Here is a 21001-nt window from a genome sequence, read left to right as displayed (position 1 = left end):
GCCGCGCCACCCCTTTTTCAAGGAACCTGGACCATGTCATTGCACCCTGAACTCACGGCTTTCCTCGACCTGGTGGAGGAGGGCCGGCTTGCCGGCCGTCCACCGCTGCATGCGTTGTCGGCGGTGGCGGCCCGCGAATCCTTCGAGCAGGCCTCCGCGGGCCTGGCCTGGCCGTTGCCCCAGCAGGTCGCACGGCGCGCGTTGAGCGCGCGCACCCGCGACGGCGCCACGCTCGGCTTGCGCCTCTATCTGCCCGAGGACCTGCCCGAGGTCGCCGGCGACCGGCCGTGGCCTGTGCTGTTGTACTTTCATGGCGGCGGCTATGTGGTGGGCGGCCTGGATTCCCACGATGGCATCTGCGCCGAGCTTGCCTGGCGCACCCCGTGCGCGGTGCTCGCCGTGGACTACCGGCGGGCCCCGGAGCATCGTTTCCCCACCGCGCTGTTCGATGCCGAGGATGCCTTGCGCTGGCTGCAGGCCGAGGGCCCCGCGCTGGGCCTGGACGTGAGCCGCCTGGCGGTCGGTGGCGACAGCGCGGGGGCGACCCTGGCCACGGTACTGGCGATCCAGGCGGCGCGTGCGCCCCGGGACTGGCCGCAGATCCGCCTGCAACTGCTGTGTTACCCGAGTACCGATGCCTCGCGCACGACGGTCTCCAGCGACCTGTTCGACGAAGGCTACCTGCTGGAAAGCGCGACCCTGGAGTGGTTCTACGAGCAGTACCAGCGCACCCCGGCCGATCGCCTGGACTGGCGCTTTTCGCCGCTGCTGTGCGAGAACGTTCAGGGCGCGGCGCCGGCGTTCGTGGGGCTGGCCCAGTATGACCCACTGCATGATGAAGGCGTTGCCTACGCCGAGCACCTGCGTAGGGCCGGGGTGAGCGTGACCTGCCGCCAGTACCCCGCGACCCACGATCTGCTGCGCATGGGCGCAATCATGCCGGGAATCGACGAGGTCTACGCGCAGCTGGCCAGCAGCCTGGCCCAGGCGTTGCACAACTGAGGACAACGCAGGGAAGAGGGCCGGGCGCCTGGCGCCCGGCAAGGGGGGCAGCTCAGGGGCCGGGCGGCGGGGTGAAGTCGGCGCGTTCGAGCACCATCAGCGCGGCGCGCTTGTGCGGGAAGTCGAACTCTTTGTGCTTGCTGAAACCCACCGAGCTCATGTAGCCGATCATCTTGTCGTTGTCGGCCCGTGGTTCGGCCACCACGCGGCAGGTGCGCGGCTCGTCGAGCAGCAGCCAGTTGACCAGCGAACGCAGCCAGCAATCGACCTTGGCCGGCCCGCGGTGATGCTCTTCACCCACCAGCATATGGATACCGCGGTCGAATTCGCCGGCCGGATAGAACGGCGCGATGCGGTCATCCTGGGCCCAGTACACCTCGTAATAGGCAAAGGGCTCGTCGTCAAAGCAGCCGATCACGCTGAAGATATGCGGGGTGTCGGCGACTTTCTGCAGGTATTCACGGTGCTCGTCGAGGCTGCCCTGTTCTTGCCAGAAGTGCGCGACGCGGGTGCTGTTCTGCCAGCGGTTGAACCGCGCCAGGTCGGTTTCGATGTCCAGCGTGCGCAGCGAGAACCATAGCCCCAGGCGCTCGTCGTAGCGGCGGTACAGCTCGCCCTGGGGCTTGCTGCGCGTCGATACGCTGGCGGGGCTTAGTTGTCCGGTGGTCATGTTCATCCAGGCAGCTCCCTTCAGGCCGAGGCCGACAAGACGTTGTCGAGCAATTCAAGATGGCCATGCTCGCTGGCCTCGGCCATGTCCAGCAAGGCCTCGGAGATTTCCCAGGCGCGTGCCGGCAGCACCGACAGCAGGGTATCGCTCAGGCCGTGGTTGGCCTCCGAGAAGCCCTGGACGAAGACTCCTGCCTTGAGGTTCGGCGTGGCGCGCACCCGATAGCTGCGCTCGACGTCGAACTCGCCCAGGTATTGCGCCAGCGGTGCCAGCAGGGCCTTGTGCGACTTGCGCTCGTAGCCGGTGGCGAGGATCACCGCGTCATAGTGTTGCGCTTCTTCCTGGCCGGTGGCGACATCGCGCAGGTGCAGGCGGATACCGTGCTCGCCGGCATTGGCGCTCTGCACCTGGGTGCGGCAGCGGAAGGCATGACGCACACGCTGGGAGACTTTCTGGCGATAGAGGATGCCGTAGATCTGTTCGATCAGGTTCAGGTCCACCACCGAGTAGTTGGTGTTGTGGAATTCGCTGATCAGCCGCTCGCGTTCGGACTCGGGCTGGTTGAAGAACAGGTGGGTGTTTTCCGGGGCGAAGATCTGGTTGACGAAGGGGCTGTCGTCGGCAGGCTTGAGCACTTCGCTGCGCAGGATCAGGTCGACCCGCACGTTGGGGTAGCTGTCGTTGAGGTCGATGAACGCCTCGGCGGCGCTTTGCCCGCCACCGACCACGGCAATGCGCATCGGCTCGCCGCGTGCGCAGCGCTGCTGGGTGATGCGGCTCAGGTACTGGGAGTGATGGAACACTCGACCATCGTCGCGCAGCCCCTTGAAGACGGCGGGAATGCGCGGCGTGCCACCGGTGCCGACCACCACCGAACGAGTGCGTCGACGGTGCTCGCGGCCCTGGCTGTCGACCGAGATCACATCCAGCAGCTCGATGTTGCCGTCATTGCCAACCACCGGTTCGACTCGCTCGACGCGGTTGCCGTAGGCGCATTGCTCGCTGAAGTGCCCGGCGACCCAGCGCAGGTAGTCGCTGTATTCCATGCGGCACGGGTAGAAGGTGCCCAGGTTGATGAAGTCGATCAGGCGGCCGTGCTGCTGCAGGTAGTTGACGAAGCTGTAGCGGCTGGTGGGGTTGCGCAGAGTGACCAGGTCCTTCAGGAAGGAGATCTGCAACTCGCTCTGGCTGACCAGGGTATCGCCATGCCAGTGATAGTCGGTCTGCCGGTCGAGGAACAGGCTGTGGGCCCGGCGGCCTGCCGTCTCGGCCTGTTCCTCGAGGGCAATGGCCAGGGCCAGGTTGGAAGGGCCGAAGCCGACGCCGATCACGTCGAAGGGCTTGTTGCTGGACTGTCGCTGGGACATTCGCGAATCCTCCTTTGAAGTTGTGCCCTGAGCGTGTGGCCATGTGGACGGCGCATCAGAAGCGTTCAACAGCTTGACGAATGAACGCGCAGGTTCTTCAGAAGTGCTCGATGCAACGCGGGCATCGGGCAACGAATTAGGGGGCAAGTCCAGCAAAAGCAAAGTGGATGGAGTAAGCTTGGCGAAATTCTTGCGCTGCCTGCACACCATGTCGAATCCCTCCCAGCCCAACAAAGCCCTGAGCGAAATGGCCGCCGACTGGTGCGTGCGTTTGCATTTCGAGGAGTGCACCGACGCCGACCGTGCCGAATTCCTGCGCTGGTACGACGCCGACCCGGCGCACGCGGTGGAGTACGCCAACATGTGCAAGGTCTGGCAAGTCAGCGAGCAGTTGCCGCCGCGTCTGACCGGGCAGGGCGTGGGCCGGACGCGCCGACGCCGTACTGCGCTGTTGCTGGCCCGCGCGGCCGTACTGGTGCTGGCCGCGGGCGCTGCCTGGGGCGCGGGGTGGTCGTGGGGTGTGCTGCCGGGCAGCGTGCGCTATTACGTGGCCGAACAGGCGCGCCGCCAGGTACAGCTGCCCGATCGCAGCCAGGTGGAACTCAACCAGCGCACCGGCATGCTCTACCTGGGTTTTCGCGACCAGCGCCAGGTGTTGCTGCGCGACGGCGAGGCCTACTTCGATGTGCAGCGCGACCTCGACAAGCCGTTCGTGATCAATGCCGACAACGCCAGCGTGCGGGTTACCGGCACGCACTTCAATGTCTGGACCGCCCAGGAGCAGACGACCGTCAGCGTGGCCGAGGGCAGCGTGCTGGTGTCGCGCAGCGAGGGCGGCGACGGTCGCAACCAGGGCGCCGAACTGACCGCCGGCATGCAGGCGGTGGCCAGCCAGGGGCGCTCGCTGCAGCTCAAGCGCGTCGACCCGGCGCGCCCGGCGGCCTGGCGCAATGGCAGGCTGATGCTCGATGACATCAGCCTGCGCGATGCCATCGCGCAGATAAACCGCTACCTCAAGGTGCCCCTGCAACTGGACGGCAACGAGGTCGGCGAGCTGCGGATGGGCGGCATCTACGACACCGCCGACCTGGGCAAGCTGGTCGGTGCGTTGCCCCACGTGCTGCCCGTGAAACTACATCACAGCGATGGCGTGATCCTGGTTTCGGTGCGCTGACAGTCCCCCCGACCGTTCTTTTGCGATTATTCGCTGAATAAATCACATCCTCATTCGTCGATCAGGCATGCCCCTCAACACGCCCGCATCGCGGCCGTCCGCGGACTGGTCGATGGCGGGCGTCAAGCCTGGAATCCGAGACGATGAGCGCACCTGCACGAAGTACCCTGCATGAATTGACGCAGGTCTTGCGTCCCTTCTGGCCACTGTTGCTGGTCTCGACCGTGCTGGGCATTCTCGGTGGCTTGAGCATCACCGGGTTGCTGGCGACCATCAACCATGCCCTGCACGCCGAAGGTGGCGCCAGCCGCGGCGTACTGTTGGGCTTTGCCGGGCTGTGCGTGCTGGCGCTGCTCGGTTCGGTGATCTCCGACATCGGCACCAACTATGTCGGCCAGCATGTGATTGCCCGCCTGCGCAAGAGCCTGGGCCTGAAGATCCTCAGCGCGCCCATCGATCAACTGGAGCGCTACCGCAGCCACCGGCTGATCCCGGTTCTGACCCACGATGTCGACACCATCAGCGACTTTGCCTTTGCCTTCGCGCCGCTGGCGGTATCGTTCAGCGTCACTCTCGGCTGCCTGGTGTACCTGGTGCAGCTGTCGCCGGGCATGTTCCTCACCACCACCCTGGCGATCCTGCTGGGCTCGGTGGCGCAGTACTACGCGCGGGCGCGGGGCATCAAGGGCTTCTTCGAGGCCCGCGACCTGGAAGACGATCTGCAAAAGCACTATCGCTCGATCGCCGAAGGCGCCAAGGAGCTGCGCATCAACCGTCCGCGCCGCCAACGCTTGCTCAAGGAAAGCATCGAGGGCACCGCCGACAGCATCTGCCAGAAGCAGGTGAACTCGATCAACCAGTTCGTGGTGGCCAAGGGGGTCGGCTCGACGCTGTTCTTCATCGTCATTGGCGTTGCCCTGGGTTTCCAGGCCATGTGGCCGAGCACCAGTACCGCGACCCTGAGTGGTTTCATCCTGGTGTTGCTGTACATGAAGGGGCCGCTGGAGCATCTGCTCGGCACGCTGCCGACCATCAGCCGGGCGCAAGTGGCGTTCCGGCGGATTGCCGAGCTGTCCGAGCAGTTCGCCTCGCCGGAGCCGCACCTGCAGGAGGCCGGCACCAGGGCGCTGCCGACCGATATCGCGAGCATCGAGCTGCGTGACGTGCACTACCGCTATCCAAGCGACGAGGGCAGCTCGGGCTTTGCCATCGGCCCGGTCAACCTGACCATGCGCAAAGGTGAGATCGTCTTCATCGTCGGCGAGAACGGCGGGGGCAAGACCACCCTGATCAAGCTGTTGCTGGGCTTGTACATCCCCCAGAGCGGCAGCCTTTTACTCGACGGCAAACCAGTCGACGCAACCCAGCGTGACGACTATCGCCAATTGTTCACCACCGTGCTGTCGGATTTCTTCCTGTTCGAGGACCTGGTGCAACAGGGTGAAGAGGTGCCCGAGGAGGCGATGGTGTACCTGGAGCGCCTGGAGATCGCGCACAAGGTGCGCATCGACGATGGCCGCTTCTCCACCCTCGACCTGTCGACCGGCCAGCGCAAGCGCCTGGCCCTGTTGCAGGCGTGGACCGAACATCGCCCGGTGCTGGTGTTCGACGAGTGGGCCGCCGACCAGGATCCGACCTTCCGGCGCATCTTCTACACCGAGTTGCTGCCGGACCTGCAGCGCCTGGGCAAGACCATCGTGGTGATTTCCCATGACGACCGTTACTTCGACGCCGCCGACACGCTGTTGCGCATCGACAACGGCCGCCTGGTGCAGCACCGCGCCAGTAACGTCGAGGTCGGGCTGACGTGAACCCATCGCTGGCCCAGCGCCTGCCACCGGCACTGCAGCCGCTGGCAACGCGGATGCGCATCGAGCCGGGCAGCGGGGCGCCGCTGCTCAGCCGCTGGCTGGACGCGGACCTGCTGGCCGAGGCGCTGGGTCGCTATGCGCGCAACTGGCCACAGGCCGATCCACGGGCGGTGGCTTCGCAATGGCACCAGCAAAGCAGTGCGCTGATCCTGCCGCCGTTGCTGCTGGCGCGGCTGCTGTACGCAGAGCCGCTGAGCCTGGAGCTGGGGCAGTTGCGCATGACCGTGGACGCCCAGGGCGCCCCCGGCGAGTTGCATGTACCGCCGTCGAGCCAGGCCCGGGCGGGCGAGGGCGATGGCGCGCAGCTGCTGGAGGCGCTGCAGGTGCAGTTGCTGGAGCCCTTTATCAGCCGCTTCGCTCGGCATACCGGCCTGGCGCCGCGCTTGCTCTGGGGCAACGTGGCGCTTTGTATCGACTGGGTCCTGGAGGTAGCCCAGGGTTTTCTACCCACCCGCGCGCTAGGGGAAGCGCGGGCGCATTTTCGCGATGGCCGCCAGGGGGGCGGCTGTCATGCCTTGCGCGGTGCCCTGCGCCGCGACGCCGCCGGCGTCTCGCGGCGGGTCTGCTGCCTGCGCGAACGCCTGGCGTTCGAACGCTGTGCGGTCTGCCCACTGGCCCCGCGCAAGCACCCACACAACCTGCCAACACAACCATAAATCCATCAGGACCATCATGAGCACCTATCCACTGAATCAACAGGCGCAGCGCCTGCGTCGCGGCATCGCCGCCGCTACCCTCGGGCTTGCCATGGCAACGGCAACGCCGGCGATGGCCGAACCCGTGCAGATCAACATTGCGGCCAAGTCGCTGTCCTCGGCCTTGTACGAACTGGGCAGCCAGGCCAACCTGCAGATCATCTACAGCCAGGACACCGTATCGGGCTTGCGCAGCCGTAGCGTTGCCGGGCAGATGGAGCCTGAGCAAGCGCTGCGCCTGTTGCTCCAGGGCACTAACATCGCCTACCAGATCGAAGGCAATCATGTGACCTTGCAAAGCCGCGGCGACGGCGCGGCGATTGCCCTGCCGACCACCAGCGTGGTCAGCCAGGCGTACAGCTCGGTGAGCCCGGATGATGGTTACGTGGCCAAGCGCGCGTCGGCGGGTACCAAGACCGATACGCCGATCATCGAGACGCCGTATTCGGTGTCGGTGGTGACCCGTGAGCAGATCAAGGCCCAGCAGCCCAAGACGGTCTCGCAGGCCCTGCGCTATACCCCCGGCATCAACGCGGAGCTGGCCGGCCCGCAGTTCGTCACCGACCAGATGACCATTCGTGGCTTCCAGCAGGGCACCGGGCGGATGCTGCGCGACGGCACTCGCACCTTCCTGCCGGACTTTCTTGGCTGGGACGCCCCCGAGCCCTATGGCCTGGAGCGGATCGAGGTGCTGCGCGGTGCCAGCTCGGTGCTCTATGGCGCCTCCGACCCGGGTGGCCAGATCAACCTGGTGAGCAAGCGGCCGACCACCGAGCCGCTGCACGAAGTGCAGCTGCAGATGGGCAACCACGATTACAAGCAGGGCGCCTTCGACCTGGGCGATGCCCTGGACGAAGAAGGGATCTGGAGTTATCGCCTGACCGGCCTGTTTCGCGAAGCCGATGCCCAGGCCGATCACATCACCAACCGCCGCGAGTACCTGGCTCCGGCGATCAGTTATCGTCCCAGCGCCAACACCGAGCTGACCGTGCTCGGCGAATACCAGAAGCAGACCGGCAACTTCGCCAACCCGCTGCCGGCCCAGGGCACTGTGTTTCGCGACCCGCGTGGACGCCTGGATCGCGATACCTACGTCGGCGACAGCGCCTACGACTTCATGACCAACGAGAAGACCTCGTTGGGCTACGTGTTCGAGCACAGCCTCGACGAGATCTGGACCCTGCGCCAGAACGTTCGCTACAGCGACTACCGCCAGTCCAGCTCGGAGATCGCCCTGTTCGGTCCGGTGGGCGATCTGTACTCGCGCTACAACGACCAGCGCAAGGGCGATGGCCGCCTGTTCACCATGGACAACCAGGTGCAGGCCAACTTCGCCACCGGGCCGGTGGAGCACACGTTGCTGACCGGCGTCGACTACAACAATGGCAAGTTCGACCAGGACCAGTCGCTCAACTTCATCCTGCAGTCGTTCGACGTGTTCAATCCCGTCTATGGCGAACCGCTGACCTTTATCCCGTTCAGCGCCACCAGCTACGAGCAGAAGCTGTCGCAAACCGGCGTGTACCTGCAGGATCAATTGAAGATCGACAACTGGGTGTTCCTGCTCGGCGGGCGCTACGACTGGGCCAGCAACCAGAAGGACGACCGCGACCCGCAGACCCAGAAGGACGAGAAGTTCAGTGGCCGCGCCGGTATCGTCTACCTGTTCGACAACGGCCTGGCACCCTACGCCAGCTACAGCGAGTCGTTCCTGCCGGTCATGGGCATCACCGCCAGCAACTCGCAGCTCGACCCGGAAGTCGGCAAGCAGTACGAGGTGGGCCTGAAGTACGAACCGCCAGGCAGCAACAGCTTGTACACCATCGCGGCGTTTGACCTGACCAAGGAGAATGCCACCGAAAACGTCGGCGGCTTCTCGCGCCAGGAAGGCGAGGTGCGCTCCAAGGGTATCGAGCTGGAAGGCAAGACCGAGATAACCCAGGGCTTCAACCTGATCGGCAGCTACACCTGGAACGACGTCGAAGTCACCAAGTCCGATGTCGGCAACAAAGGCAACACGCCGTTCCGGATTCCCGAGCACATGGCCTCGATCTGGGGCGACTACAACGTCCAGGGCGGCCCGCTCGAAGGGCTGCGCATCGGCGCCGGCGCCCGCTACGTGGGCAGCACCTTCGGTGACTCGGCCAACAGCTTCAAGGTCGACAGCTATACCGTGGTCGATGCCTTGGTCGCCTACCAACTGGGCAAGCTCGACGCGTCGCTCGACGGTGTAGAGGTGTCGCTCAACGCCACCAACCTGTTCGATGAAGACTACGTGGCAGGCTGCTTCAGCACCGTGGGTTGCCAGTACGGCCAGCAGCGCACCGTTTACGGCACCGTGACCTACAACTGGTAGGTCCGCACGTCCTGGGCCGTGCTCGACAGTACGGCCCTTCGCTTCCCATCCCCATCCGCATTCCTTGACCGAGCCTGGCGGCTTGCGCCTCCAGGCTTCGCCACGCCTTCCTCCCGCGTCTACCCCCGTCGGTGTATGTACAGCTTCAGGGCTGCATTGATAGCGTTACCCCACTTCCTGTTTACGTCACACCGCTTGTCATTAAAAAAACAATAGTGGAGAGGTGCGTTATGAGTAGTTTGAAGTTGAGCCGAAGCCTGGGGTTCTGGGCTGCCTACTCCACATCGGTAGGCCTGGTCGTCTCGGGCACGGCGATGGTGGCGCTGGGTAATGGCTACGGTGTTTCGGGGCCTGCATTCAGCCTGGTGGCGCTGGCGGCCCTGGTGGTGATCCTGTGCATCGCCATGTCGTACTCCGAGCTGGCGGCCATGCTGCCGGGGGCCGGCATGGTGGGCGAGTACACGCTGCCGGCGCTGGGCAAGCTGCCGGCCCTGTTCGCGGTACTGGCCGGCTACATCGTCCTGGTCGGCACGGACGGCGGCACCAACATGATCATCGGCGGCCAGTCGCTGGAGCGATTGACCGGGTGGCCGTGGTACATGTTTTCCCTGGGCATCCTGGCGGCGCTGGTGGCCATCAACCTCAAGGGCGTGGATCTGTTCGGCCGGGTGCAGACCACGCTGGCCATCGCCATGATGCTGATGCTGGGCCTGGTGGGGGTCTGGGGCTTGTCGGGCTTTCAGACCGCCGCGCCCCTGGCCGAGCAACCGGCATTCTCCGTGGGCCCCTGGCAAGACCAGCTCGGCCACCTGAGCCTGGCCATCTGGCTGTTTATCGGCATGGAGTTCGTGGCGCCCCTGGCCGAAGAGGTCAAGAACCCCGGCCGTACCATCCCCCTGGCGATGATCTTCGGCTGCGCGAGCATCTGGCTGGTCGACTTGCTGTTTGGCCTGAGCATCACCCGCTACCTGTCGCTGGAAGAACTGGCGGCCTCGACCATCCCCCATGTCGATGGCGCCGCGGCCATGCTCGGCCAGCCCGGGCTGATCCTGATGGGCAGCATTTCGATCCTGGCGGCGGTGACCACCTGCGACACCTACCTGATCGCCGTGCCGCGCATGCTCTACGGCCTGTCACGGGAAGGGATGTTGCCGAAGATCTTCTCCTGGCTGCACCCCACGGCGAGGACGCCCTGGTTCAGTATTTTCTTCGTTGTAGCGCTGATCCTTATCGTGCTGGTGTACGCCATGGCCAACCAAGCCGACATCGGCCTGATCACCATGATGATCAGCGTGGCCTGCACCACCTGGCTGATGTCGTACCTGATCGCCCAGGTCAATGTGCTGGTGCTGCGGGCCAAGTACCCCAAGGCCCATCGTCCTTTCCGCACGCCGCTCTACCCATTGCCGCAATTGGTCGGTATCGCCGCGTGCCTGTACATGATCGGCTCGCTGGTCGCCGATTCCCAGGTACTGGGGATTGCCGTGGTGTGCTCGGCGCTGATCCTGGCGTTCGGCGTCATCTACCTGAAAAAGACCGGGCAGGCCTTGTTCCAGCCGTTGCCCCTCGACGAAGTGCTGCGCCGGATCGTGCACCGCTCCGAGTCGCTGGACGAGCCCGGCAACCGGGTCGAGGCTGACATGCTCGCCCAGTTGAAACGCCAGTAACCCGACGACGGAGTCAGCATGGATCTCTATTCGATCATCGACCGTCGCGCGCAACAGATGCTGCGGGACACGGTTTCACGCTTTGGCCAGTACATGGCGCAGGACGTTGGCGATGGCCTGCGTGCCGTGTCGGGCCTTGACCACCGGCTGGCCGCTGACGATCTGGTGCTGGAGCATCGCTTGTCCAGCAAGGTGATCGGGCGCATCTATACCTGCCGTTGGCGCTGGAAGGTCGCGGTGGACCTGGGCCCCACGGCGATGAGGATTCACCTGCGCTATCGCGGCTGGAAGCCTTCGAGCCGAACCGCGAGTTTCGTCGGCGACCGCAACAGCACGGCACTGTGCGACCCGCTCAACGCCAGTGCCGTGGTGCTACCGCTGTGCAAGGCCATGGAGCTGGGGGGCTTGAGTATCCATTACCACCCGACAGACAAAACCTGCGAGGTGGTGTTGAGCCCCAACTATGGCGACTTCGTCTGGATGCTCATCCCACCGGTGAAATACGGGCGCCAACCTACACCCGCGGAAGTGGACAGCACGGTGCTGCTCATTCATCACATCGGTTTGTCGCTGCAAGCCAGCCGCTGCGTGGCACTCGCCAGCTGAGCGTGCTGATCGATCAGTCGCAGTGTTGCCAAAAACGTTACTTCATGAGGATCTCGCTATGTTGGACTCGAACCAGAAAACCATGACCGCCGCTGTTCTTCGCGAACTGGGCGGGCCGCTGAACCTTGAGCAGCTGCCGATCCCGCAACCGGGCATTGGCGAGATTCTCATCAAGGTGGTGGCCTGCGGCGTGTGCCACAGTGACGTGCATGCCTGCGATGGCGACTGGCCTACGCCGCCCAACCTGCCGCTGATTCCCGGCCATGAAGTGACCGGGCACATTGCCCGGTTGGGCGAGGGTGTGAGCGGCTACTCGGTCGGCGACACCGTTGGCGTGCCATGGATGTACAGCGCGTGCGGGGCCTGCGAGTACTGCCGCGCGGGCATGGAGACCATCTGCAAGCAAGGCGAGGCCACCGGCTACAGCAAGCCTGGCGGCTATGCCGAGTACATGATTGCACCGGCGGCGTTCGTGGCAAAAGTACCGCAGGGGGCCGATCTGTATGCGCTGGCGCCGATCCTTTGCGCCGGGGTCACGACCTATCGCGGGCTGAAGCGTTCGGGCGCCCGTCCGGGGCAGTGGATGGCCGTGATCGGCATCGGCGGCCTGGGCCATGTCGCGGTGCAGTATGCCAAGGCCATGGGCCTGCGGGTGGTGGCCGTCGATGTCAGTGACGAGAAACTGGAGCTGGCCCACCGCCTCGGTGCCGAGCGCGTGTACAACGTGACGAAGGACCCGGAAGGCGCGATCCACGAAGAGCTGGGCGGCGTACACGGTGTGCTGGTGACGGCCACGTCCAACAAGGCATTCGAGCTGGCCGTGAAGCTGCTGCGGCCCGGTGGCACGGCGATCTACATCGGCCAGCCGGGTGGCGCCGCCGATGAAGTGCGCAGTTCCATCGACCGCATCGTCAACTGGGAGCTGTCGATCCGCGGCTCCAACGTGGGTACCCGGCAAGACCTGCATGAAGCGGTGGAGTTCGCCGCCAATGGCCTGGTCGCGGTGCAGGCGAGCCTGACCACCCTGGACGAGATCGGCGACATTTTCGAGCAGATTCGCCAAGGCACCGTAGTGGGCCGCAAGGTGCTGAAAATTTCCTGATCCTGGTGCCGTTGGCGCGCGAGCGCCAACGGCGCTGCTTGCTTGGAGCTCAATCATGAATGCCGATACTCAGCTGTACATCAATGGCCAATGGGTGGCACCGGTCGAAGGCGGGACCTTCGATAGCATCGACCCGAGCAGCGAGGTATTGATCGCCAGGGTGGCCGCTGCCACCGCCGCCGACGTCGACCTGGCCGTGCAGGCCGCTCGCCGGGCCTTCGATGAGGGGCCCTGGCCGCAGATGAGCGGATCGGCGCGTGCCGCCGTGCTGCGGCGGATTGCCCAGGGCATCCGCGATCGCCAGCAGGCGCTGGCCGAACTTGAGGTGCGCGATAACGGCAAGCCGCTGCCCGAGGCGCTGTGGGATATCGGTGATACCGCGGGCTGCTTCGACTTCTACGCCGACCTCGCTGAAGGCCTGGACGACCAGCAAGAGCACGCCGTGGCCTTGGCCGATGAGCGCTTCAGCTCGGTGGTTCGCAAGGAGCCGCTGGGCGTGGCCGGGGCGATCATCCCGTGGAACTTCCCTATGCTGATGGCCGCCTGGAAAGTCGCACCGGCCCTGGCGGCCGGCTGCTGCATGGTGCTCAAGCCGTCTGAACTGACGCCCTTGACGGCGCTGGAGCTGGCGCGCATCGCCGATGCCGCCGGGCTGCCCGCCGGCGTCCTGAATGTGCTGCCGGGCCTAGGCCAGCAGGCCGGTGCGGCGCTGGCCGAGCATCCGGGAATCGACAAGCTGGCCTTCACCGGCAGCGTGCCCACCGGCAGCAGGATCATGCAGGCCGCCGCGAACGACATCAAGAACATCAGCCTGGAGCTGGGTGGCAAGTCGCCTTTCATCCTCTTTGCCGACAGCGATGTCGAGGCGGCGGTCGAATGGATCATGTTCGGCATTTTCTGGAACCAGGGGCAGGTGTGCTCCGCCACGTCGCGGGTGCTGGTCCAGCGGGATCTCTATGCGCCGTTGCTCGAACGGCTACGCCAGGAGGCCGAGAAGATCCGCATCGGCAACGGCCTGGACGACGGCGTGCTGCTCGGGCCACTGGTGAGCAAGGGCCAGTACGACAAGGTGCGCAGCGCCATTGCCGGCGGCCAGGAGGACGGCGCCCGGCTGGTGTACGGGGGAGGGCGTCCGGCCGGTCTTGACCAGGGCTTCTACCTGCAGCCGACCATCTTCGCCGATGTACCGCTCGGCAGTCGGATCTGGCGCGAGGAAATCTTCGGGCCGGTGGTGTGCCTGCGGCCGTTCGACGATGAAGCCGAGGCGGTGCGCTGCGCCAACGACTCGCGCTTCGGCCTGGCCGCGGCGGTGATGTCCAAAGACCTGGCCCGCGCCGAACGGGTGGCGCGCAAGCTGCGCGCGGGTATCGTCTGGATCAATTGTTCGCAGCCAACCTTCACCGAGGCGCCATGGGGCGGCTACAAACAGAGTGGCATTGGCCGCGAGCTGGGCGAGTGGGGGTTGAACAACTACCTGGAAATCAAACAGATTACCCGCTACGACAGCGACCAGGCCTGGGGCTGGTACCTTAAGTAAGTGCGCCGGTGGCGTGCTGACCAGACTGTCATGCGCCACCTTTCACCCCGGACCCTCAACCCCGTACTTCGAGGTTTGCCGACATGCAACTGCACCTGACTGATTGGACCCGCAGCGTGGTCGAGGTGCTGACCCAGCCCCCCGGTGGCCATCAGCTACGCGCGCTCGCCGCCTGGTTGAGGCGCTTGAGCATCGCGGATCACTTCGTCCTGTTCATCTACGAGGGCAGCTACCGCCCGCTGGCGTTGTTCGACACCTTCACGCCGGAGCAGCGCTGCATCTTTATCGATGAGTACCAGACCGGCCCCTATCTGCTCGACCCGTTCTACCTGGCCTGTCACCCGGAGCAGTCCGAGGGCGTATACAGCATGCGGCAGCTGGCGCCCGACCAGTTCTACAACAGCGAATACTTCCTGACCTACTACCACCACCTCGGCTTGTGTGAAGAAATCGGCTTCTTCATCACCCTGCGCCCCGACACCCACGGGGTGCTGTCGCTGATGCGCCGACGAGGACGCACCCGCTTCTTCGACGACGAAATCAGGCAACTGGAAAGTGCCGTGCCGGTGGTCAGTGCCGCCGTGCGCGCGGCCTGGGAGGCGAACAGCCAGGCCGCCGCCCGGCCGGTGGATGACCATGACCACCTGGTACAGGAGGCCTTTGCCAACTTTGGTCGTGGCTCATTGACAGAGCGCGAGCGTGAAGTGGTCAGGTTGCTGCTACAAGGCCACTCCAGCCAATCCATTGCGCAGAAGCTGCGAATCAGCCCGGCGACGGTGAAGGTGCACCGCAAGAACCTCTATGAAAAGCTGGGGATCGGCAGCCAGTCCGAGCTGTTGGCGCTGTTCGTGCAGGCGATCAAGGGGGAGTCTGTTGAGTTGCAGGCGCAGCGGGCCATCCTGAATGTATCTAGCGCCTGATGTACTGGCTTGATTGACGAGGCCAACAGCAGCCTGGGCTGTTGTTGGCGCAAGCCCGTTCGCTCAAAGACTGCTGACCAACTGCCCACCGTCGATCGACAACACGGCGCCGGACATGTAGCTGCCGGCCTCGCTGGCCAGCAGCAGGAACGGCCCCTCCAGTTCCTCCAGGGTACCCAGGCGGCGCATGGGCACGGCGTCGCGGATGTAGGCAAGGCCTTGTTCCGAGTCGAAGTAGCTGTCGTTCATTTCGGTCTTGAAGTAACCGGGGGCGATGGCGTTGACGCGGATCTGGTAGCGCGCCAGTTCCAGCGCCAATGAGCGGGTGAGCTGCACCACGCCGGCCTTGGCCGCGCAGTAGTGGCTGTAGCCGGTACCGACCCGTAGCCCGAGCATCGAGGCGACATTGACGATGCTGCCGGGGCGGCCGGCCTTGACCAGGCGCTGGGCTGCGCACTGTGCCACCCGCCAGACGCCGTCCAGGTTGGTCGAGAGCATGGCGTGCCAGTCGTCTTCGCTGACCTCCAGGGCCCGCTGGCCATTGCCGATGCCGGCATTGTTGAGTACCACGTCAACGACACCGAAGGTGGCCTCGGCGGCATCGAAGGCCGCCTCGACGCTGGCCCGGTCGGTAACGTCGAGCGCGACGGCGAGGGCCTGGCGACCTTCCGCGCACAGCGCCTCGGCGGCTTGTTGCAGGCGCTCGATGCGGCGTGCCGCGAGCACCACGCGGGCGCCGCTGTCACTCGCCAGACGCGCCAGGTGGGCGCCGATGCCGCTGGAGGCGCCGGTGACCAGTACCGTCTTGCCGGTCAGGGTAAAGCGTTGCAGAGCGTCCATCAGAGCACCTCGAACAGGCCGGCGGCGCCCATGCCACCGCCCACGCACATGGTCACCACTACGTATTTGACGCCGCGGCGCTTGCCTTCGAGCAGGGCATGGCCAACCATCCGCGCGCCGCTCATGCCGTAGGGATGGCCGATGGCGATGGCGCCGCCGTTGACGTTCAGGCGCTGGCTATCGATCCCCAGTACGTCGCGACAATGCAGGACCTGGCAGGCGAACGCCTCGTTGAGTTCCCACAGGCCGATGTCATCGATCTTGAGGCCGTGCTGCTTGAGCAGCTTGGGCACCGCCAGCACCGGGCCGATGCCCATCTCGTCGGGCGCAAGCCCGGCCACCGCGATGCCGCGATACAAGCCCAGCGGTTCCAGGTTGCGTCGCGAGGCCAGTTGCGCATCCATCAACACACAGGCACTGGCGCCGTCGGACAGCTGACTGGCATTGCCGGCGGTGATGCAGCCGCCGTCGATCACCGGCTTCAACCGGGCAAGGTCTTCAAGGGTGGTTTGCGGGCGGTTGCCCTCGTCCTGGCTCAGGGTCACCTGCTCGACACTCACCGCGCCGCTGGCCTTGTCCACCACCTGTTTGCTCACGGTGACCGGTACGATCTCGGCGGCAAACAGGCCGTCGCGCTGGGCGGCGGCGGTGCGCAGTTGCGATTGCAGGGCATAGGCGTCCTGGGCATCGCGGCTGACGCCATAGCGGCTGGCGACCCGCTCGGCGGTTTCCAGCATCGGCATGTAGGCGTGGGGAACGTGCTGCAGGACCTGGGCGTCGTGCTCGGCACCGACCCATTGCATGTGGCGGTTCTGCACCAGGCTTATGTGCTCCTGGCCGGCGCCCACGGTGACCTGCATGCCATCGACCATGATCTGCTTGGCCGCCGTGGCGATCGCCATCAGGCCGGAGGCGCACTGGCGATCCAGGGTCTGGCCGCTGACCGTCAGCGGCAAGCCGCAAGCCAGCACGCTCATGCGCCCCAGGTTCCAGCCGGCGGTACCGGCTGGCATGCCGGTGCCCATGACCAGGTCTTCGATTTCCGCGGCCTCGATACCGGCGCGCTCGACGGCGGCGCGGATGGCGAAGGCGCTCATGGTCGGCGCGGTGGTGGCATTGAATGCGCCGCGGTACGCCTTGGCGATCGGGGTGCGGGCGGTGGAGAGAATCACTGCTTCTTTCATGTCGTTGTCCTGTTGGTCGGTCAGATCTTGCCGATACGGGTATGGCCGGCGGCGACCAGGCGCTGCAGCAGCGGCGCCGGCTGGAACCACATCTGGCCGTAGTCGCCCAGTGCCTGGCGATAGTGCTCGATGCCGGCCAGCACCTTGGCCAGGCCCAGTTGCCCTGCGTAATGCAGCGGGCCGCCGAGCCAGGCCGGGAAGCCGTAGCCATTGATCCACACCAGGTCGATATCGCCAGCACGCTCGGCAATGCCCTCGTCGAGCAGCTGGATGCCTTCGTTGATCAGCATGAACAGGCAGCGGTCGTGGATTTCCTGGTCATCGATGGCCCGGCGCGGCACTTGCAGTTCATCGGCCAGGCGTTCGGCCAGGGCGACCACTTCATAGTCCTCATGGCGCTCGCGGCCTTCATAGCGGTAGAAGCCACGGCCGGTTTTCTGGCCGAAGCGGCCGAGCGTGTAGAGTTCGTCACCGACCGTGTAGTAGCTGGGGTCGTGGGCGATCTGCTCGCGACGGGCGTCGCGGACCAGGAAGTTGACGTCGACCCCGGCAAGGTCGGTCATCGACAGCACTCCCATGTTCAGCCCCAGGCGAGTGAGCACGGCGTCGACCTGGGCCGGCGTGGCGCCTTCGAGCACCAGGCGGTGGGCTTCGCGGTTGTAGGGCTCGAGCATGCGGTTGCCGATGAAGCCGAAGCACACCCCACTGACCACCGGAATCTTGCCGATGCGCTTGCCCAGCTTCATCACGCTGGCCAGCACATCGGGGGCGGTGGCCTTGCCGCGTACCACCTCGAGCAGGCGCATGACGTTGGCCGGGCTGAAGAAGTGCAGGCCGATCACGTCCTGGGGGCGGCGGGTGACGGCGGCGATGGCGTCCACATCCAGGCTCGAGGTGTTGGTGGCGAGAATCGTCCAGGGCTTGCACACCTCGTCCAGGGTACGGAACACCTGCTGCTTGACGCTCAGGCGCTCGAACACCGCTTCGATCACCAGGTCCGCCGCTGCCACATCGGCGTAGTTCAGGGTGCCGCTGAGCAGGGCCATGCGCTGTTCCAGTTGCGCCTGGTCGAGCTTGCCGCGCTGCAGGCTCACCTCGTAGTTCTTGCGAATCTGCGCCAGGCCGCGTTCCAGGGCCTCGGGCTGCAGTTCGAGTATCGTCACCGGGATGCCGACATTGAGGAAGTTCATGGCGATGCCGCCGCCCATGGTGCCGGCGCCGATCACGGCAACCCGGGTAATCGGCCGCAGCGGCGTGACGGCATCGACGCCGCTGACCTTGCCGGCCTCGCGTTCAGCGAAGAACACGTGCCGCAGGGCTTCGGACTGCTGCGAAGCCTCGGCTTGCTTGAACAGCTCGAGCTCATGCTCCAGGCCCTCGATCAGGGGCATGCTGCAGGCGGCCTCGACCGCTGCGAGCACCAGGCGCGGGGCCTGGCGGTCTTTCCAGCGCGCATGATTGGCCTGGCGGTACTGCTCGAAAAAGCCGGGTGCCAGGTTAACCGCCGGGTTGCTGAAGGGCGCCTGCGGGCGTGCCGGCGCACCGGCCTGGAGCAGCGCCCGCGCAAACTGGCGTGCCGCATCCAGCAGGCTGTCGGCGCTGTCGGCAAGGCGGTCGAGCAGGCCCAGTTCGAGGGCCCGAGAGGCGTTGATCGGTTGTCCGCTGATCATCATCTCCAGTGCCGGCTCTGCACCGATCAGGCGTGGCAGGCGCTGGGTTCCGCCGGCGCCGGGCAGCAGCCCGAGGCTGATCTCCGGCAGGCCCAGGCGTACCTGTGGCTCGCCGATGCGGTAGCCGCAGGCCAGGGCCAGCTCCAGCCCGCCACCCAGGGCCAGGCCGCGAATGGCGGCGATCAGCGGTTTGTCGATCTGTGTCAGGCGCAGCAACAGGCCGGGCAGGTCGGGGCTGGCGAAGGACGCCTCGCTACCGAACTCACTGATGTCGGCACCGGCGCAGAACAGCCCGGCCTGGCCGTGCAGGACCAGCGCGCGAACGGCAGGGTCGGCCGCGGCCCGTTCGCAGGCTTCGAGCAGCGCCTCGCGCAGCGGTTGGCCAAGGGCATTGACCGGCGGGCGGGCAAGCCCGATCAGGGCCAGGTCACCTTCAACGTGGTAGTGAATCAGCGTGCTCATGGGAGTTCCTTGACGAAGACGATGGTTGTTGTAGTTGCAAGCCAATCAGAACCAGCGGTCCTGCATGTCGAAGCAGACCCGGTTGCCGTTCATCAACAGCGGGGCCTGGGTGTGCAGCACGGCCAGTTCCCAGTCGATGAAGTAGCGCGCGGCCTGTAGCTTGCCGTTGTAGAAGTCGGCTTCCTCGCCACCGGCTCCGGCATCCAGGGCGCCGCTGGCGACCAGGGCCTGGCGCAACCACAGCCAGCCGACCAGCACCCGGCCGAACAGGTCCAGGTAGACCGTGGCATTGGCCAGGCCCAGGCGGGCATCGTCGGCGACCTGGCCCTGCAGGGCGCGGGTCAGCTGTTCCAGTGCCGTCACGGCGTCGGCCAGGGCCGGCGCCAGCGCTGCGCAGCGCTGGTCGTCTGCGGCGGCCTCTACGGTGGCCCGGGCGTTGTCCAGGAACAGGCGCAGGCCCAGGCCACCGTGCTGGCCGACCTTGCGCCCGAGCAGGTCGAGGCCATGGATACCTTCGGTGCCTTCATGGATGGGGTTCAGGCGGTTGTCGCGGTAGTACTGCTCCAGCGGGTATTCGCGGGTGTAGCCGGCGCCCCCGAGCACCTGGATACCGATCTCCGAGGCCAGGGTGCCGTAGCGCGAAGGCCAGCTCTTGACCATCGGGATCAGCAGGTCCAGCAGTTCGGCGGCGTCGCTGCGTTGTTGTTCGCTGGCAGCGGTGTGGCTGTCCTCGACCAGACTGCTGGCGTACAGGCACAAGGCCAGGCTGCCTTCGGCGTAGACCTTCTGTTGCAACAGCATGCGCCGCACGTCGGCGTGCTCGATGATGGCGACCTGCGGCGACAGCGGGTCCTTGTTGCCCGGCAGGCGGCCCTGCGGGCGTTCGCGGGCGTAGTCCAGGGCGTGCAGGTAGCTCTGGCAGGCGAGGGCGCTGGCGCCCAGGGCAACGCCGATGCGCGCTTCGTTCATCATCTGGAACATGTAGTTCAGGCCCTGGTGAGCCTCGCCCACCAGGTAGCCGACGGCGCCGTCCCGCTCGCCGAAGCTGAGCACGGTGGAGGTGGTGTTGCGGTGGCCCATCTTGTGCAGCAGCCCGGCCAGCGCCACGTCGTTGCGCGGGCCGAGGCTGCCGTCGGGGTTGACCAGCCACTTGGGTACCAGGAACAGCGAGATGCCTTTGGTGCCGGCCGGGGCGCCTTCGATACGCGCCAGCACCATGTGGACGATGTTCTCGGTGAGCTCATGATCGCCGCCGGAAATGAACATCTTCTGCCCGAACACACGGTAGCTGCCGTCTGCTGTCGGGCGCGCGCTGGTGCGCAGGTCACCCAGCGCCGAACCCTGGCCAGCCTCGGTGAGGGCCATGGTGCCGCTGAAGCGTCCGGCCAGCATCGCTGGCAAGAAGCGCTCGCGCAGGTCGGCGCCGGCAAAGCTCTTGATCAGGTTGGCGGCACCGATGCTCAGGAACGGGTAGGCGGTGGTGGCGACGTTGGCGGCATTGAAGTAGGCCATGCAGGCGCGCAGCACCACTTCCGGCAGTTGCAGCCCGCCGTCGGCGAAATCATGCTGGGCAGCAAGGAAGCCGGCCTCGGCAAAGGCATTCCAGGCGGCCCGGGTTTCAGGGATCAGCTCGACCTTGTGGCCGTCGAAACGCGGCTCGTTGGCGTCACCCTTGTGGTTGTGCCCGGCAAAGTACTGCAGCGCCAGTTGCCGGGCCGTGGCCAGCGTGGCGTCGAACACCGCGCGGTCGTGCTCGGCATAGCGTGCACGCTGCAGCAGCGACTCGGTATCGAGCATCTCGTAGAGCTGAAAGCAGAGTTCGCGTTCGTTGAGTAGCCGGTCGGTCATAGTGTCCTCGTCGGGGTTGGGAACTGCATG

15 protein-coding genes and 1 pseudogene are annotated in these 21001 nt (G+C 65.7%); 10 read left to right on the top strand and 6 right to left on the bottom strand.

Translation table 11 applies throughout. The features are described 5' to 3' along the window. Positions 1-33: 33 nt before the first annotated feature. Positions 34-1002, top strand: a complete 969-nt coding sequence (locus NPS58_RS14175; protein WP_274115978.1) for an alpha/beta hydrolase — start codon at positions 34-36, stop codon at positions 1000-1002. A gap of 52 nt (positions 1003-1054) precedes the next feature. On the opposite strand, the pseudogene NPS58_RS14170 reads toward NPS58_RS14175, so the two are convergent. Further along, positions 1055-1627 (bottom strand): annotated as a pseudogene (locus tag NPS58_RS14170) (GNAT family N-acetyltransferase); the annotation flags it as partial. 65 nt (positions 1628-1692) lie between these two features. Then, a complete protein-coding gene (locus NPS58_RS14165; protein ID WP_274115977.1) occupies positions 1693-3039 on the bottom strand; it encodes a lysine N(6)-hydroxylase/L-ornithine N(5)-oxygenase family protein in 1347 nt (448 codons plus the stop codon). Between the two features lie 178 nt (positions 3040-3217). On the opposite strand from NPS58_RS14165, the gene NPS58_RS14160 reads away from it, so the two are divergent. The 9 genes from NPS58_RS14160 to NPS58_RS14120 all read left to right on the top strand — a co-directional run bounded on the left by NPS58_RS14160 (position 3218) and on the right by NPS58_RS14120 (position 14967). Next, complete coding sequence (locus NPS58_RS14160; RefSeq protein ID WP_274115976.1) at positions 3218-4213, top strand: FecR family protein; 996 nt, start codon at positions 3218-3220, stop codon at positions 4211-4213. 143 nt (positions 4214-4356) lie between these two features. Beyond that, positions 4357-6024: a cyclic peptide export ABC transporter gene (locus NPS58_RS14155; RefSeq protein ID WP_274115975.1), complete on the top strand. Its 1668-nt coding sequence runs from the start codon at positions 4357-4359 to the stop codon at positions 6022-6024. After that, positions 6021-6740: a siderophore-iron reductase FhuF gene (gene fhuF / locus NPS58_RS14150; RefSeq protein WP_274115974.1), complete on the top strand. Its 720-nt coding sequence runs from the start codon at positions 6021-6023 to the stop codon at positions 6738-6740. Before NPS58_RS14155 ends, fhuF begins: the two co-directional genes overlap by 4 nt. A 16-nt stretch (positions 6741-6756) precedes the next feature. Beyond that, positions 6757-9135 (top strand): TonB-dependent siderophore receptor, encoded by a 2379-nt coding sequence (locus NPS58_RS14145; protein WP_274115973.1) that lies wholly within the window; start codon positions 6757-6759, stop codon positions 9133-9135. A 230-nt stretch (positions 9136-9365) separates the two neighbouring features. Further along, the gene (locus NPS58_RS14140; RefSeq protein WP_274115972.1) at positions 9366-10802 is read left to right on the top strand and encodes an APC family permease; all 1437 of its coding nucleotides are present in this window, start codon (positions 9366-9368) and stop codon (positions 10800-10802) included. Between the two features lie 18 nt (positions 10803-10820). Then, positions 10821-11408 carry a hypothetical protein gene (locus NPS58_RS14135; RefSeq protein ID WP_274115971.1) on the top strand — a complete coding sequence of 196 codons (588 nt, stop codon included), beginning with the start codon at positions 10821-10823 and terminating at the stop codon, positions 11406-11408. A gap of 58 nt (positions 11409-11466) precedes the next feature. Further along, positions 11467-12510, top strand: a complete 1044-nt coding sequence (locus NPS58_RS14130; RefSeq protein ID WP_274115970.1) for a zinc-dependent alcohol dehydrogenase — start codon at positions 11467-11469, stop codon at positions 12508-12510. 55 nt (positions 12511-12565) lie between these two features. Further along, positions 12566-14047 carry an aldehyde dehydrogenase family protein gene (locus NPS58_RS14125; RefSeq protein WP_274115969.1) on the top strand — a complete coding sequence of 494 codons (1482 nt, stop codon included), beginning with the start codon at positions 12566-12568 and terminating at the stop codon, positions 14045-14047. A gap of 83 nt (positions 14048-14130) precedes the next feature. Further along, positions 14131-14967 carry a LuxR C-terminal-related transcriptional regulator gene (locus NPS58_RS14120; RefSeq protein ID WP_274115968.1) on the top strand — a complete coding sequence of 279 codons (837 nt, stop codon included), beginning with the start codon at positions 14131-14133 and terminating at the stop codon, positions 14965-14967. A gap of 63 nt (positions 14968-15030) precedes the next feature. Here the strand turns inward: NPS58_RS14120 and NPS58_RS14115 are convergent, their stop codons facing one another. From NPS58_RS14115 to NPS58_RS14100, 4 genes are read right to left on the bottom strand one after another with little or no spacing between them, the layout of a single operon-like run. After that, positions 15031-15807 (bottom strand): SDR family NAD(P)-dependent oxidoreductase, encoded by a 777-nt coding sequence (locus NPS58_RS14115; protein WP_274115967.1) that lies wholly within the window; start codon positions 15805-15807, stop codon positions 15031-15033. Further along, positions 15807-16991 (bottom strand): acetyl-CoA C-acyltransferase, encoded by a 1185-nt coding sequence (locus NPS58_RS14110; protein ID WP_274115966.1) that lies wholly within the window; start codon positions 16989-16991, stop codon positions 15807-15809. The genes NPS58_RS14115 and NPS58_RS14110 overlap by 1 nt, the downstream gene beginning before the upstream one ends. A gap of 20 nt (positions 16992-17011) precedes the next feature. Then, a complete protein-coding gene (locus NPS58_RS14105) occupies positions 17012-19123 on the bottom strand; it encodes a 3-hydroxyacyl-CoA dehydrogenase NAD-binding domain-containing protein (protein WP_274115965.1) in 2112 nt (703 codons plus the stop codon). A 45-nt stretch (positions 19124-19168) separates the two neighbouring features. Next, positions 19169-20971, bottom strand: coding sequence for an acyl-CoA dehydrogenase (locus NPS58_RS14100; protein ID WP_274115964.1), 1803 nt, complete (start codon positions 20969-20971; stop codon positions 19169-19171). Between the last annotated feature and the right edge of the window lie 30 nt (positions 20972-21001).

It is taken from the genome of Pseudomonas putida (assembly GCF_028682455.1).
Taxonomy (GTDB): Bacteria; Pseudomonadota; Gammaproteobacteria; order Pseudomonadales; family Pseudomonadaceae; genus Aquipseudomonas; species Aquipseudomonas putida_AA.
This window is presented reverse-complemented; position numbering and strand designations above follow the sequence as displayed.